Annotated in this window: 12 protein-coding genes and 1 tRNA gene; 6 read left to right on the forward strand and 7 right to left on the reverse strand. The window is 41.1% G+C overall.

The genetic code is table 11. The features are described 5' to 3' along the window. Positions 1 to 61 precede the first annotated feature (61 nt). A complete protein-coding gene (locus ABXZ32_RS11145; protein ID WP_354618756.1) occupies positions 62 to 850 on the forward strand; it encodes a PhzF family phenazine biosynthesis protein in 789 nt (262 codons plus the stop codon). A 289-nt stretch (positions 851 to 1,139) separates the two neighbouring features. After that, complete coding sequence (locus ABXZ32_RS11150) at positions 1,140 to 3,338, forward strand: B12-binding domain-containing radical SAM protein (protein ID WP_354618757.1); 2,199 nt, start codon at positions 1,140 to 1,142, stop codon at positions 3,336 to 3,338. A 107-nt stretch (positions 3,339 to 3,445) separates the two neighbouring features. Here the strand turns inward: ABXZ32_RS11150 and ABXZ32_RS11155 are convergent, their stop codons facing one another. Further along, complete coding sequence (locus ABXZ32_RS11155; protein WP_354618758.1) at positions 3,446 to 4,420, reverse strand: NmrA/HSCARG family protein; 975 nt, start codon at positions 4,418 to 4,420, stop codon at positions 3,446 to 3,448. A 789-nt stretch (positions 4,421 to 5,209) separates the two neighbouring features. Here ABXZ32_RS11155 and ABXZ32_RS11160 point away from each other — a divergent pair. The 4 genes from ABXZ32_RS11160 (at position 5,210) to ABXZ32_RS11175 (ending at position 9,068) form a co-directional block, all read left to right on the forward strand. Beyond that, complete coding sequence (locus ABXZ32_RS11160; protein ID WP_354618759.1) at positions 5,210 to 6,448, forward strand: DEAD/DEAH box helicase; 1,239 nt, start codon at positions 5,210 to 5,212, stop codon at positions 6,446 to 6,448. A 132-nt stretch (positions 6,449 to 6,580) separates the two neighbouring features. Beyond that, a complete protein-coding gene (gene rpe / locus ABXZ32_RS11165; RefSeq protein WP_354618760.1) occupies positions 6,581 to 7,240 on the forward strand; it encodes a ribulose-phosphate 3-epimerase in 660 nt (219 codons plus the stop codon). A 2-nt stretch (positions 7,241 to 7,242) separates the two neighbouring features. Beyond that, complete coding sequence (locus tag ABXZ32_RS11170) at positions 7,243 to 8,220, forward strand: YpdA family putative bacillithiol disulfide reductase (RefSeq protein WP_354618761.1); 978 nt, start codon at positions 7,243 to 7,245, stop codon at positions 8,218 to 8,220. A gap of 245 nt (positions 8,221 to 8,465) precedes the next feature. Continuing rightward, the gene (locus tag ABXZ32_RS11175; protein WP_354618762.1) at positions 8,466 to 9,068 is read left to right on the forward strand and encodes a YceI family protein; all 603 of its coding nucleotides are present in this window, start codon (positions 8,466 to 8,468) and stop codon (positions 9,066 to 9,068) included. 407 nt (positions 9,069 to 9,475) lie between these two features. Here ABXZ32_RS11175 and ABXZ32_RS11180 read toward each other — a convergent pair. The 6 genes from ABXZ32_RS11180 to murC form a co-directional block, all read right to left on the reverse strand. Continuing rightward, positions 9,476 to 9,549: transfer RNA gene (locus ABXZ32_RS11180), tRNA-Arg, on the reverse strand. A 17-nt stretch (positions 9,550 to 9,566) separates the two neighbouring features. Continuing rightward, entirely contained in the window at positions 9,567 to 10,016 is a 450-nt protein-coding gene (locus ABXZ32_RS11185; protein ID WP_354618763.1) for a GatB/YqeY domain-containing protein, read from the reverse strand. A 101-nt stretch (positions 10,017 to 10,117) separates the two neighbouring features. Next, positions 10,118 to 12,097 carry a cell division protein FtsZ gene (ftsZ, locus tag ABXZ32_RS11190; protein WP_354618764.1) on the reverse strand — a complete coding sequence of 660 codons (1,980 nt, stop codon included), beginning with the start codon at positions 12,095 to 12,097 and terminating at the stop codon, positions 10,118 to 10,120. A 47-nt stretch (positions 12,098 to 12,144) separates the two neighbouring features. Next, positions 12,145 to 13,476 carry a cell division protein FtsA gene (gene ftsA / locus ABXZ32_RS11195; protein WP_062058499.1) on the reverse strand — a complete coding sequence of 444 codons (1,332 nt, stop codon included), beginning with the start codon at positions 13,474 to 13,476 and terminating at the stop codon, positions 12,145 to 12,147. Between the two features lie 3 nt (positions 13,477 to 13,479). Beyond that, positions 13,480 to 14,199 (reverse strand): cell division protein FtsQ/DivIB, encoded by a 720-nt coding sequence (locus ABXZ32_RS11200; RefSeq protein WP_354618765.1) that lies wholly within the window; start codon positions 14,197 to 14,199, stop codon positions 13,480 to 13,482. Next, positions 14,189 to 15,541: a UDP-N-acetylmuramate--L-alanine ligase gene (gene murC, locus ABXZ32_RS11205; RefSeq protein ID WP_354618766.1), complete on the reverse strand. Its 1,353-nt coding sequence runs from the start codon at positions 15,539 to 15,541 to the stop codon at positions 14,189 to 14,191. Before murC ends, ABXZ32_RS11200 begins: the two co-directional genes overlap by 11 nt. Between the last annotated feature and the right edge of the window lie 16 nt (positions 15,542 to 15,557).

Below are 15,557 nucleotides of genomic sequence, written 5' to 3' on the forward strand. Positions count from 1 at the left end.
AGCGAAAGGGGCACCAATATAATGCCCAAGGAACTGAAATTGCACTAGAAGTTACACATTAATGACACAAAAAATATATCAGGTAGACGCCTTCACGGATAAGGTATTTTCGGGAAATCCTGCCGCAGTTTGTCCCCTGGACCATTGGTTGGAGGACGAATTATTACAGAAAATTGCCAAGGAGAACAACCTTGCAGAAACGGCATTCTATGTCAAGGATCAGGATCAATACCAACTACGGTGGTTTACACCTAAGGTAGAGGTAGATCTCTGCGGCCATGCTACCTTGGCATCAGCCTTTGTCCTGTTCAACCATGAAGGACATAAGGGCGATATTATTCACTTCCATTCTCCCAGAAGTGGCAGGTTGACCGTTGTAAAACAATCACAGTTATTGACCTTAAACTTTCCTACAGATACTATTGAGGAGATCGCATTAACTTCAGAAATTTTGGATGGTTTTAGTTTAGCTCCAATTTCTGCTTATAAAGGAAAAACAGATTATTTGTTGGTCTATAATTCCGAAAGTGATGTGGTGTCCCTGAAACCAAATTTGGAGGTCATAGCTGCATTGCCTGTTCGCGGGGTTATTGTTACCGCAATGGGTGAGCATGTAGATTTTGTATCCCGATTTTTTGCCCCACAATCCGGGATTGACGAGGATCCGGTAACCGGTTCCGCACATACCACGCTCACCCCATATTGGTCCAATGTACTGGACAAAAAAGATATGACTGCAATTCAACTTTCCGATCGCAAAGGATATTTAAAGTGCACCTATTTAAAAGATAGGGTCGAGATCAGCGGCCAATGTGTCCTTTATATGACAGGTAATATAAATTTAAACTAACGTTTGATCTTCAACACTTTAGAGTAACACAGTAAAAAAACAACACAGTAAAAAAGGCATGTACAACCTGTCCCCCATCAGGAGGTCATCCTTTTGATACAATAACCCAACCTAACTAAAAAGGGGTCCTAGGACCCTTTTTTTTATTTATTGAGTCCCTCATTATCCACTTTTAGGCATTACCAACCACAACTGTTTGTCTTAACCTGCCTTCCCCTCTTATTTTTCCACTATTTTTGCAGGGAAATTTTCATATCTAAATACTTTCCATTATTAAATTTAAGAGCATTTGAAAGACCTGCTTCTCATAACGCCTCCTTTTACCCAGCTGAATACACCCTATCCGGCAACGGCCTATTTAAAGGGGTTTCTGAACACCAAAAATATCGGTGCCTTTCAGATGGATTTGGGGATAGAAGTATTACTGAAACTATTTTCCCGAAAAGGGCTGCAGGACATCTTTGACCTTGCCAAAGCGAATAAAACCATTAGTAGTACCAATAGTCAACGGATATATGCCTTAAAAGAGGAGTACCTGCAAACCATAGAACCAATCGTCTCCTTCCTGCAGGGTAACAATGCCACTTTTGGCAGACAGATCTGTACCCCATATTTTTTACCCCAAGCTTCCAGGTTTGAACAACTCGATGACATGGACTGGGCTTTTGGCTCCATGGGCGTACAGGACAAGGCCAAACATTTGGCCACGCTTTATTTGGAAGATATTTCCGATTTTATCGTTGAATGTCTCGATGAAAATTTTGGTTTCAGCAGGTATGCAGAGCGTTTGGGAAGAAGCGCCAATTCCTTTGACGAACTATATGACCACCTCCAAAAAGAGCCTACACATATAGATCAGATCACCTTAAAAATCTTAGAAGAACGGATTGCAAGTCTAAAACCAAAACTCGTTTGTTTTTCTGTGCCGTTTCCTGGTAATTTATATAGTGCCTTCAGATGTGCGCAGTTTATCAAACAGAAGTTCCCAGAAATAAAAACAGCCATGGGTGGAGGCTTCCCCAACACGGAGCTCCGATCTGTCTCCGATACACGGGTGTTTGATTTCTTTGATTATATCACCCTCGATGACGGGGAGCTTCCTATTGAGCTCTTGGCTTCACATTGTTTAGATCCAGAAACCAAGGATAGTACCGCCATTTTAAAGAGGACCTTTTTAAAAAAGGAAGGATCTGTATTTTACAACAATCTTTCGTCAAAACCAGACTACAAGCAAAGTGATGTAGGCACTCCCGATTATTCGGACCTACTTCTAAGCAAATATATCTCCGTTATAGAAATTGCCAATCCCATGCACAGCCTCTGGAGTGATGGCCGCTGGAACAAATTGACCATGGCGCATGGTTGCTATTGGGGCAAATGTACATTTTGTGATATCTCCCTGGATTATATAAAAATATATGAGCCCATTGCCGCCAAATTGTTGGTGGACCGCATGGAACAACTCATTGAACAAACAGGGGAAAGTGGATTTCATTTTGTGGACGAAGCCGCCCCGCCTGCCCTAATGCGTGCCCTGGCGCTGGAAATAATCAAGCGAAAGTTAACGGTGACCTGGTGGACAAATATCAGGTTTGAGAAAAATTTTGGGAAAGACCTATGCATTCTTCTCAAGGCTTCTGGGTGCATTGCCGTTTCTGGCGGATTGGAAGTAGCCTCGGACCGCTTGTTGAAATTGATCCAAAAAGGGGTAACCGTGGAACAGGTCGCCCAAGTGACCCGTAATTTCACGGAATCTGGCATTATGGTCCATTGCTATTTAATGTACGGCTACCCTACCCAAACCGTGCAAGAAACAGTGAACAGTCTTGAAATGGTCCGACAGATGTTTGAACTGGGGATTCTTCAATCGGGATTCTGGCATCAATTTGCCCTAACGGCGCATAGTCCAGTTGGGTTAAATCCGACAGATTATCATATTATCCCGGATTATCAACCCATAACCTTTGCCAATAATGACATTCAGTTTAAAGATACCACCGGGATAGACCATGATCAGTTTAGCTATGGCCTAAAAAAATCCCTTTTTAATTTTATGCATGGGATAGGGTTTGACTTCCCACTGCAACAATGGTTCGATTTTAAAATTCCCAAAACCACCATCGAAAGAAATTATATCGCCCATGCCCTGGAAGCACAGCCCCAATTTTCAGTGCGGCCAAATGCAAAAATCATATGGCTTGGCGGAACGCCATTGTCGGAAGTTAGCAGCAAATCCAAAAAGGGAAGGACATGGGAGCTTTTAAAACTTTCTTTTCACGGAAAAATGGAAAGCAAGGAGATAACGGTTTCCAAAGAACATGGGGAATGGCTGTTGGAGGCTCTGGAAAAAATATCCGTCAACGCTGGAAACACACTCACCTTTGGTCAACTTAAAACTGATTTTGAAACCCATTTTGAGGATTTTGAATTGTTTTGGTTTTCCAAACCAATTCTTGCGTTAAGGTCACAGGGCTTACTGACCCTTTAGACTCAAGTAGAAATTTCAATAAACAACCTTCAAAGTACAAAGCAAGCATTGATTTTCATCAATGCTTGCTTTCCTGTTGAATTGCCAAATGCCTTGGGAGCTCTCTTCTAAGCAGTTGCCGCTTCCCCCCTAATACTTGGCTCCAGTCTGTTCTTGTTTTTTCTTAACCAAGCTTCAAATGACATTAACTCTGGGTTCAACTCCTTGGCAACCTTAACGTCCCTAGCCTTACAAAAATCGGTTTCGAACTCCTGATTGAATTGGAACATATTCCCCAGATCATCTGCCCCTGGAAATTCTAATCTTCGATAGGTTTCAACCGGCACATCGGAATATCCGATGTCCGTTCCAAAAACACTGGAAAAAGCAGCTGCCATTTCCTTCACAGTAAGCTGATCTCCACATATTCCGACAGTTTTTCCCTGATACTTTTTACCTCCCTTAAAGATGCCATAGGCACACTTGCCAATATCATCAACGGCAATACCAGGAAGCTTTTTGCTGCCCATGGGCAAAGCGATGGTTAGTTTTCCATTCTTATCCTTTTGGGGACCCATTCCAAAACTTATGAAATTTTCCCAATAGAAGGAGGTCAATAAAAAGGTATAGGGAACCCCACTTTTTTCAAAATATGAATTAGATGCTCCTTTAGCATCAAAATGAGGCACCTTATAATTATCCATTAATGTGGGCATGCGCTTGTCGCTCAAAGGAATCCACTTTCGGGTATCCTCTAACGTAGACCAAATCACATGCTGTACCCCAGCCTCTTTGGCGGCCTCCGCCATATTTTTCGCTTGTGCCATCTCTTTTTCCGGTGACATAAGTTCCCAGAAATTCGTGACACAATAAACGCCATGCGCTCCCTTGAAAGCTGATACCAAGCTTGACTTATCGTCCAGATCTGCCTGTACCATTTGAGTGCCCAACTTGCTCAATTCCTTTGCTTTGGCAGAAGTTGTGTCCCTAGTTATGCCCCGTACTTCAAATTCTTTTGATCCGTCATTCAAAATTGCCAGGACCAAGCCTCCACCCTGAGCCCCTGTGGCTCCTACTACAGCAATAATTTTCCTCTTTTCCATAATAAACTACATTTAAAATTTCTCCATAAATACTAAACATCAGTTATGATGATGCCTTAATTCGCATCTTCTAACCGTAAAATGATGGTGCGCCAAACTTCTCAAAGAATAAAAGGATATGGGATAGAAAATCCCATTCGCTACAAGTTATACGTTACCACCTAAAGCTCAAAATCTAATGTGGGGGAGGGTGTATTGGATATTGTTCAATGATGCACCTCCAACTATGGAAAATCGTAAATTGAACAGTATCTACTGATTTAATAGATATTTGAAATGGTAGGAATCAGTGCCCTTAAACTAGGCATTATCGCGCTTTAGTTCTTCACCATTCCAATAGAAATCGGTTTTTTCAGCTACCTGAAAATCCAATTGTTGTTCCCTATTGATATCAATCAATCGAGTAAACATAAAATTACTAATTATTCAGATTCAACCTTCTAAAAAATGAGTTAACTTTTGGCTAAAATTAAATATTTCAGCATAATTCATTTCGAAGAATTAATCACAAACACCTTATAATCATTATTTTAAAAACATATTCTTGGGTTTTTCCTGAAGGACAACAATATGCCCTGCTTGAAATTTTATCCCGAAAAACCAGGAGAGCTAACTGGAACTGCCAATATCAAAACCGTAGTACTTTTTAATTTTAAAAAAGGATTTTGAATTCTATAGTCTTCTTAAAAGCCGAATTTCCCAAACTAAAAAGGGGGCATCCTTCCCAGTGCTATAGTGAATGTCCTTTTTAACCTACCTTTGCCTTAATTATTTAAGACCATTGTCCATATGTCATTTAAAGATTTAAAGCTGAACAGACCCATTTTACGCGCCATTGCTGAAATGAATTACGATGAACCAACTCCCGTGCAGGAGATGACCATCCCGTTAGTTTTGGAAAAAAAAGATATTATTGTCTCAGCGCAAACAGGAACGGGTAAGACCGCTGCTTTTGCCCTCCCAATTTTACAGCAATTATTTGACAGACAAGACGCCACTAACCAGGCGAAGACAGTAAAAGCATTGATCATTAGCCCAACAAGGGAATTGGCCATTCAGATAGCCGATAATTTTAAAGCTTATAGCCAATATACAAACCTTACCACCGCTCTTGTTTTTGGGGGCACCTCCGTGGAACCACAGGTTGAAAGCCTTAAAAAAGGAGTTGATATTCTAGTAGCCACACCTGGTCGTTTATTGGACCTTCATAAACAGGATGTTATCAATTTGGACTATGTAGAGACCTTGGTCTTGGATGAGGCTGATTTAATGTTGGATATGGGCTTTATTGATGATGTGAAGAAAATAGAGCGCCTTTGTCCCAAGGACAAACAAGTGATGCTCTTTTCTGCAACGATGCCGTATAAGGTGACGCAATTGGCAAGCGCAATTTTAAAGGACCCTGAAACGGTTAAAGCGGCCCCAATTTCCTCGGCCGCGGATAACGTACAACAACTATTGTATTATGTGCCGAAACCAAAGAAAATTGAATTGTGTCTTCACCTTTTAAGAAATACAATAAAAGGGAATATCATCATTTTTAGACGCACCAAATACGGGGTAGATAAGTTAGAACAGACCCTTCTCCGTAATAATTATAAGGCGGAAAGCCTGCATGGCGACAAATCACAGAGTGAACGCCAACAAGCGTACAATAACTTTAAGAACAAGGAGGCAGCCATCTTAATTGCCACCGATGTTGCCGCCCGTGGCCTGGATATCGATCAATTGGATGCAGTCATTAACTTTGACCTGCCCAATGTGCCAGAAACATATGTACACCGAATTGGAAGGACCGGTAGGGCCGGAAATTTCGGTAAATCCTATTCTTTCTGTTCCGCGGATGAAAAACCTTACTTGGCCAGTATCCAAAAAATGCTGTTCACGAAATTGGAAGTGGAAGAAGACCATCCCTATCCTTTAGATCCCCAGGCTAAACCTATAGTACACAAGAAAAAGGGGAGCAAACACAAAAAGGGTAGAAAATCAGAAGCATCCAAAAAGAACAAAAAACGTTGGTATAAATAAGCCTCGGCTTTTTAGGCTATAGTTCCCAACTTTACGCGAGCCTCTTCCTTTCCTTACTTTTTACAGATCAAGGGCTTTCTTTAGTACCATAACAATTCATTATCTTTGTGAAAACTTAGGTAGTTACTACATATGGACAAAAAAATCATTGCCCCTTCCCTATTGGCAGCAGATTTCGCCAATCTTCAAAGAGATATAGAAATGGTTAACAAGAGTGAGGCCGATTGGTTTCACATCGATGTAATGGACGGAGTATTTGTCCCCAATATCTCTTTTGGGATGCCCGTTTTGAAAGCTATTACCAAACATGCCGACAAAACCATAGATGTACATTTAATGATTGTGGATCCCGATCGATATATCAAGGATTTTGCTGAATTGGGCGCCAATAACCTAACCGTACATTATGAGGCTTGTACCCATTTACACAGAACATTACAGGCTATAAAGGCGGAAGGGATGACCGCCGGAGTTGCCCTCAACCCACATACAAATATTCATTTATTGGAAGATACCATCAATGATATCGACCTTGTATGTGTTATGAGCGTTAACCCCGGATATGGAGGTCAGTCTTTTATTGAAAACACCTATGACAAGGTCAAGGCCCTAAAGGAATTGATCAATAGAAAAAAGGCACATACCCTAATAGAAATAGATGGGGGCGTTAACGCAGAGAATGCTAAAGATTTGATAGATGCTGGAGCAGATGTTCTAGTAGCGGGCAGTTTTGTGTTCAATTCGAGCAACCCTACCCAAACCATAAAGGAGTTAAAAGAAATTGTTGGATAATAATGAAGCAGATTGATGTTATAATTGTAGGAGGAGGCCCCATAGGCATTGCCTGTGGCCTTGAAGCCAAGAAAAAAGGGCTAGAGTATTTGATCATCGAAAAAGGATGTATCGTGAACTCCCTGTACAATTATCCCATGACCATGCAGTTCTTTTCATCCTCTGAAAAATTAGAGATAGACGAGATTCCCTTTATTAGCAAAGAAGCCAAACCCAAAAGGGATGAAGCACTTGAATATTACAGAAGGATCGTAACGACCAATAAATTAAAGATCAATCTATTTGAAAAAGTAGAACACATCTCTAAGGATCAGGACACCTTTACCCTGATCTCCAATAAGGCAACATATAAGGCCGGATCTGTGGTAATCGCAACAGGCTTCTATGACATCCCCAATTATATGAACGTTCCCGGAGAGGATTTGGATAAAGTATCCCATTACTACAAGGAACCTCATTTCTATGCCAGTCAAAAATTAGCGGTCATAGGTGCAAGCAATTCCGCAGTGGATGCTGCTTTGGAATGTTATAGAAAAGGTGCCGATGTAAGTTTGATTATCAGAGGTGAAGAAGTGGGACAACGAGTAAAATATTGGGTCCGCCCAGATATTATCAATAGAATTAATGAAGGCAGTATAAAGGCCTACTTTAATGCCAACGTCACAGAAATCACTGAAGACAGTATTGTGATTGATACTCCGGAAGGGATCAAAAGCATAGAAAATGATTATGTCCTGGCACTTACAGGATATAAGCCCAATTTTGGTTTTCTGGAAAAATTGGGAATTCAACTTTCCGATGACAACAAGAAACTACCGAGTTATGATGAAGATACGATGGAGACCAATGTGGAAGGCCTGTATTTAGCCGGGGTCATTTGTGGCGGGATGGAAACACATAAATGGTTTATTGAAAATTCAAGGATCCATGCCAAGATCATCATCAATTCTATTCTAGGCAAGAAAGTAGCCGCTGAATAATTTCAGTTCGCATAACTTCATAAAAACAAAAAACACGGTCCCAAAGCCCGTGTTTTTTGTTACAAAATTACCTTAACTACAAAATCATGGCATGATGTACATCATTTGAGAAAACCGCCAATATCTATAATTTTGCACATCTATATATGTATTGACTAATGAATTTACTTAAAATAAATGCCATTATTCATTGGCACTTTATTTTTTGCAGATGTATGCAGCATGAATAATTTAATACAGCAACCATGAAAATTCTAAAAATCATTTTAGCATTTTCCCTGTTCTTTTTAATGTCATCCGGTCTTACCGCTCAAGATATGATGGCTAAAAGCTGGGAATTGGATCAGAACCATACCTCGGTCAATTTTGGTGTTAAACACTTTTTTAATACGGTGAATGGCATTTTTCAAAAAAAGGAAGGTACCTTTCATTTTGATCCTAAAGATCTACCGAATAGTAAGTTTACGTTTAAAATACCCGTGGCCAGCATTGACACGAATATTGAAAAACGAGACAAACATCTTACCTCCAGTGATTTCTTTGATGCGGAAACATATCCTTATATCACTTTTACTTCAACCAAAATCAACCATCTATCAGGCAATGATTATCAAGTGGTAGGTGATTTAACCATCAAAGATGTTACGAAATCCGTATCCATCCCTTTTAAAATTACTGGGGAAATGGAAAATCCCATGATGAAAGGAACCAATATTATGGGGCTGGCTTTTGAAACTAAATTGAATAGGACAGATTTTGGAGTAGGCACGGGAAATTGGGCCATGACCATGGTCGTGGGGGATGAAGTGAATGTTGAGATCAATATGGAACTGAACAGAAAGATGTAATCTATTTTTTGCTAGTCAATAGGCTAAATGGACTAACTAGTTCATGCTAAACTAGCAAAAATCTAAGGATTGGCGGTGCCCTTCCCGCAAAGCTCCGCTTTGAAAACAAGCAAAAAGATTTGCTTCGCCTATCCCCAAACAAAAAAGAAAACCGAACAGCGATCAGAAACAGGATTGGCTCCGCCCTTCCTGCAAAGCTCCGCTTTGAAAACCAACGAATAGAGACTCCACGCCTATCTCCAAATAGTAAAGAAACCCAACAGGGATCAGAATCAGGATTGGCTGCGCCCTTCCTGCAAAGCTCCGCTTTGAAAACCACAAAAAGATTTGCTTCGCTATACTTCAAAAAAGAAGCGAGCTTCATTTTTGAAGCTCGCTTGCACATCCACTTTTTTGTGGTTTATTCGTGACCTCGACAGGATTCAAACCTGTAACCCTCAGAGCCGAAATCTGATGCGCTATTCAGTTGCGCCACGAGGCCATTATTACTTTACAAATTTACGAAAGTTTTCTTTTAACAATGTTGGAAATTGTTTTCCCATCTGCCTGTCCGGCCAATTCCTGGGAAACGATACCCATAACCTTCCCCATGTCCTTCATTCCTGAAGCCCCAACAGATTCTATGGTCTGTACCACTACTTTCTCTATTTCTTCCTCGGTTAGTTGTTCCGGCAAAAAACGTTCGATAACCGCAGCTTGTGCCAATTCCGGTTCTGCCAAGTCGGCCCTACCTTGTTCGGTGTAGATGGCCGCACTATCCTTACGCTGTTTAACAAGCTTTTGCACCAACTTCACTTCCTCATCTTCTGTTAGTCCAGCACCAGCCCCTGTTTCAGTCTGTGCCATCAACAAAGCCGATTTAATGGCCCTGAGCGATTCCAATGCAACAGTATCCTTGGCTTTCATTGCCGTTTTCATTTCTTCCATTACGCGTTGTTGCAAGCTCATATCCATTTATTTTAGCGGTGCGAAGATAAAAAATAAACCCGAAAATAACTTGTATTTTCGGGTTTAAACTTTTCTAGAAAATTAAAGAAACATCAATTCCTTTAATCCACGTTATCATGTAAGAATGAATTGTTGGAACGCATTTGGATCTCATCATTGCTGTCCTCGCTAAGAGAAGTTCTAGAGACCTTATTTTCCCTTGAAGCCTCGTTCAAGTTCACCCCTTGCCTTTTATAGGCGGGCTGCTTTTCGATCTCCTCAATCCTATTCATGCTGTTTTGAAACTTATAATTGAAATCCTTCAATTTTCTCCTGCGCTCATCAGCTCTTGATTTCAACAATTCTTCCAGAGGGGTGTCCATCGGGTTGATCTCTTTGGTCTCATCCATTGGAGATACATCCTCTTTTTGAACTGTCTTCTTTTCAAAAACCAATTCGTCCTCTAAAATTTTTGGTTCAAATTTTTCTGCTTTGGATTTGGCGCCTGTCAGTTTTTGCTCCAATTCCATATAATCATCCAAGCTGTATCTTTTCTCACCGTTCTTGTTGTATTCCAATACAGGAACAACCTCTATATGATCCTTGACATCCATTTCCCTGACCTCGTCCAAGCTAAAGGTAATGGTGTGCTCCTTTTCCTCTTCCTCGTCTGAACTTCTTCTAGACTGGCTCAAAGGCATATCAAAACTCAATGTAAACTGATCCTCTTCCTGCCTTTTGGAGGAGACATATACTGGCTCTACAACCTCAATATCACTAAGGCTATCCTTGGAATCGATTACAATAAAATCATTTTCAACATTCTCTGCGATTACCTCTTCATAAAAGACGTTGAAATTTTTGAGATAACTTGTCGTAGGTATCAAATCCATTTCTCTTACAGGATCTTTTGCCTGTACTTCCTCTTCCTCTACTTCTTCTACCAATTGATGTTTAACGACCAGCTCGGGTGTTGGAGTTGCCTCTTCCTCTTCATCCATTTCCAATTTGTGCACGACATTACGGGAAGAAAGCATCAAATCCTGTTCGGCTTTTTGCTCATCTTCCAACGTGTGTATAATCTTCTTGGATTCCGTATTCACTATAGTATCCTGCTGGTCTATATTAAAACCCGTGGCTATTACTGTAACAGCAATGGCCTCTCCCAAACTTTCGTCCTCACCTACACCCATAATGATATTGGCACCGTGACCGGCCTCTATTTGGATATGGTCGTTGATTTCCCCAATCTCATCTATGGTAATTTCCTGTGATCCTGAAACAATGAGCAACAACACGTTTTTAGCACCAGTAATCTTGTTGTCGTTCAATAATGGAGAATCCAAGGCCTTCATGATCGCCTCATGGGCTCTTGATGATCCGGATGCCGCAGCAGATCCCATAATGGCGGTACCACTATTGGACAATACGGTCTTGGCATCACGTAAATCTATGTTTTGAGTATAGTGATGGGTAATAACTTCCGCAATTCCCCTTGCAGCCGTTGCCAACACTTCATCTGCCTTGGAAAATCCGGCCTTAAAGCCCAAATTACCGTAAACTTCCCTAAGCTTATTGTTATTGATTACAATTAATGAATCTACATTTCTACGCAGTTTTTCCATTCCCACATGGGCCTGCTCGCAACGCATTTTTCCTTCAAATTGGAAGGGAATGGTTACGATACCAACCGTTAGGATATCCAATTCCTTGGCTTGCTTGGCAATGACAGGGGCAGCTCCAGTACCTGTTCCCCCACCCATACCTGCAGTGATGAATACCATTTTTGTATTGGTTCCCAACATGGTTTTAATGTCCTCCATGCTCTCAATGGCGGCCTGTTCTCCGACTTCAGGATTTGCACCAGCGCCCAATCCTTCTGTTAGGGAAACCCCTAGTTGTATTTTATTTGGAACCGGACTATTGTCCAATGCCTGTGAATCTGTATTGCATATCACAAAATCCACTCCGTTGATCCCGGCCTGGAACATGTGATTTATGGCATTACTACCACCCCCACCTACACCTATGACTTTTATCACATTGCTTTGATTCTTGGGCAAATCAAAAGCTATACTTTCAAATTCAGTGTTCTTGCTCATTCTTTTTGTATTACTGGTTATACGATATGTGTTCTCTACTTAATGCCCTATTCCGCATTATCCAAGAAGTCTTTCAACTTTTCGGACCATTTGTCAAATATGGATTTTCTTTCTCTCAATGTCTTTGGTTGCTCTGTAGTGGCCTGTCCGTTACCTTCATCGTAAATAACTTCCGTGTCCACTTCATCATGGGACTCTTCAATGGCTTTGACCTTGGCTTTGGTATTGATGGCATTCATCAATAATCCTACCGCCGTGGCATACAATGGGCTAGCTATTTCCTCGTCGGAATCACCGGCCAAATGTTCATTGGGATATCCAATTCTGGTATCCATCCCTGTTATATATTCTACCAATTGTTTTAAATGTTTCAATTGGCTTCCTCCACCCGTCAAAACTATTCCTGCAATCAGTTTTTTCTTTTGATCTTCATGACCGTAGTTCTGAATCTCCACATATACCTGCTCTATGATCTCCACAACCCTTGCATGGATGATCTTGGAAAGGTTTTTAAGGGTGATCTCCTTAGGCTCCCTTCCTCTTAATCCAGGGATGGAAACGATCTCATTGTCCTTGTTCTCTCCAGGCCAGGCCGATCCAAATTTTATTTTTAGAAGCTCTGCCTGCTTTTCAATGATAGAGCATCCTTCCTTGATATCCTCGGTAATGACATTGCCCCCAAATGGGATAACGGCGGTATGTCTGATAATCCCATCTTTAAAAATGGCCAAATCCGTAGTACCTCCTCCTATATCTATCAGGGCAACCCCTGCTTCCTTTTCTTCCTGACTCAAAACTGCATTGGCCGACGCCAGCGGCTCCAGGGTAATACTGCCCAGATCCAAACCAGCACTTTTAATACATCTCCCCACGTTCTTAATGGAAGATACCTGACCTACCACTACGTGAAAATTGGCCTCCAGCCTTCCTCCATACATCCCAATGGGCTGTTTGATTTCGGCCTGTCCATCAACCTTATACTCTTGTGGCAATACATGGATGATCTCTTCTCCCGGTAACATGACCAATTTGTACACTTGGTTGCACAGCTTGTCCAGATCATCATCATTGATCACCTCCTCAGAATCTACCCTAGTGATGTAGTCACTATGTTGTAAACTTCTAATATGTTGCCCCGCAATACCCACCACAACGGACCCAATCTTTAAACCCGAATTTGCTTCGGCTTGTTCAATGGCCTGTTGAATAGACTTTATGGTTTGTGTAATGTTATTGACCACACCACGATGTACTCCAAGACTCTTGGATCTTCCGATGCCTAGAATCTCAATTTTACCGTACTCGTTCTCCTTCCCTATAATGGCCACTATCTTGGTGGTCCCAATATCCAATCCAACCGAATAACTACCTTGTTCCATACCCTAAATTTTGGTGCACACTACTTGATTATTATACTCTAAACTCACTAAATCGTAATGATTCAATGTCTTGTCCTTGGTGGCCTTGTTATAAAAAGCCATAAAGTTGTTGAACTTTTCCTTTAAATTCTCAACACCTCCCAAATTCACCACAAAGTTTTCCATACGGAACTTTAACTGGTAATCCCCATCAACACCCACATGGATACCGATGATATTCTTTCTTAGAAAATTATCCGTATTGATATATTCGAGGATTACGTATATATCTTCCAAACTTTTTCCAGTGATGTTGCCCGTAATAATGGGCACCCTTGCAGAATGAATTTTAGAGAAGGGCATGCGCCTTCCTTCATCATCCACATAATACTTTTTAACCCCCTCAACTCTTCCGATTGGCTTTCGCTGTATGATTTTCGACGTAAGTTTCCCATCTACAGTAAGATACACTTGGGCATTCTTTACCATTTCATCGGTCTCAATTACCTTTTCTATGGTATTCAAAACTAATTTTTCTTTGGGCACGTTTTTAAGGTTCCCGTATTTTTGTATTAACAATTTATTAACCATCTCATGGGTGGTGTACAAATTTTCATCTCCCAAAAACTGTAAATCAATATCATTAACAGCTTTTACACTGCTTCTATGGTTAGAAAACGCGTAAAGACCCATCACCAAAACCAGCAACAGCATCAATTTCAGATAGTTCCAATTAATTTTCATGAGCGAATTCTTTTTCTATTTTCACAACCTCTAAACCTATATCACCGGCCCCCATCGTCACCAGAACTTCTGGGGCTTGTTTCTTAATCTCTTCGATCAATCCCGATTTTGCAATTAGTTTTTTCTTCGGATTGTTTATTTTTTGCAACAACCATTCCGATGTTACCCCTTCAATTGGTTTTTCCCTTGCAGGATAAATATCCAATAAGAGCACGCTATCGAATTTTTCCAAACTTTTGGCAAAATCATCTATAAAATCCCTCGTCCTTGAGAACAGGTGGGGCTGAAATATCGCCAACACTTTTTTATTGGGATGCATTTCTTCAATAGCCTCATATACTGCATTTATTTCTGTGGGATGATGGGCATAATCATCAATAAATACAAAATCATCGCTTCGCAAACGATATGAGAATCGTCTTTGCACCCCTTTGAACGTTCCCATGGCATCCACCAAGCCCTGTTTTGGAGCATCAGTCTGCAAGGCCATCGCAAAGGCCACCAAACCATTTAACAAATTGTGTTTCCCTGGCTTACTGAACCTAACCCCCTTAAAAGTTTCTTCAGGGGTAACCAGATCAAAAAGATAAGCCCCGTTTTCTATTTTAAGGTTCTCGATACAATAATCCGAACCATCAGCTATACCATACGTTATCCCGTCTAAAGGCAGACCCTTGCGAACAAAGAGTTTTCCATTCGCCTTTAACCTCCCTGCAAAATCGTTAAAGGACTGCACCAAGGCCTCACTTGTACCATAAATATCAAGGTGGTCCGCATCCATAGAGGTTACACAGGCTATATTTGGCGTAAGCTGCAAGAAAGACCTATCAAACTCATCGGCCTCCACAACGGACACCTCGGTCCCCTCTAATAAAAAATTACTGTTGAAATCTTCGGAAATACCGCCTAAGAATGCTGTGATCGGCATCCCTGCCTCCTTTAGCAAGTGCGCCAGTATACTGGACGTAGTAGTTTTACCATGGGTCCCGGCAACGGCCAAACAAAAGCTGTGGTTGGTAACCAATCCTAGGACGGCCGACCTCTTATATATCTCAAACCCACGATTCACAAAATACTGGTATTCCGTATGGTCTATTGGAACCGCTGGCGTATAAACCACTAAGGTTCCTATTGGATTTTTATAATGTTCGGGCACTAGCTCCATATTATCCTCATAATGGATCTCCATCCCTCCCTCAACCAATTCCTTGATCAAAGGGCTCTCGGTTTTATCATAGCCCCCAACATTCTTTCCAATAAATTTGAAATAACGAGCCAAGGCAGACATACCTATGCCTCCGATTCCTATAAAATAAACGCTATGTAGATCTTTAATATTCATTAATATCCTCTATAGT

This window comes from Sediminicola luteus, from assembly GCF_040566555.1.
Lineage (GTDB): Bacteria > Bacteroidota > Bacteroidia > Flavobacteriales > Flavobacteriaceae > Sediminicola.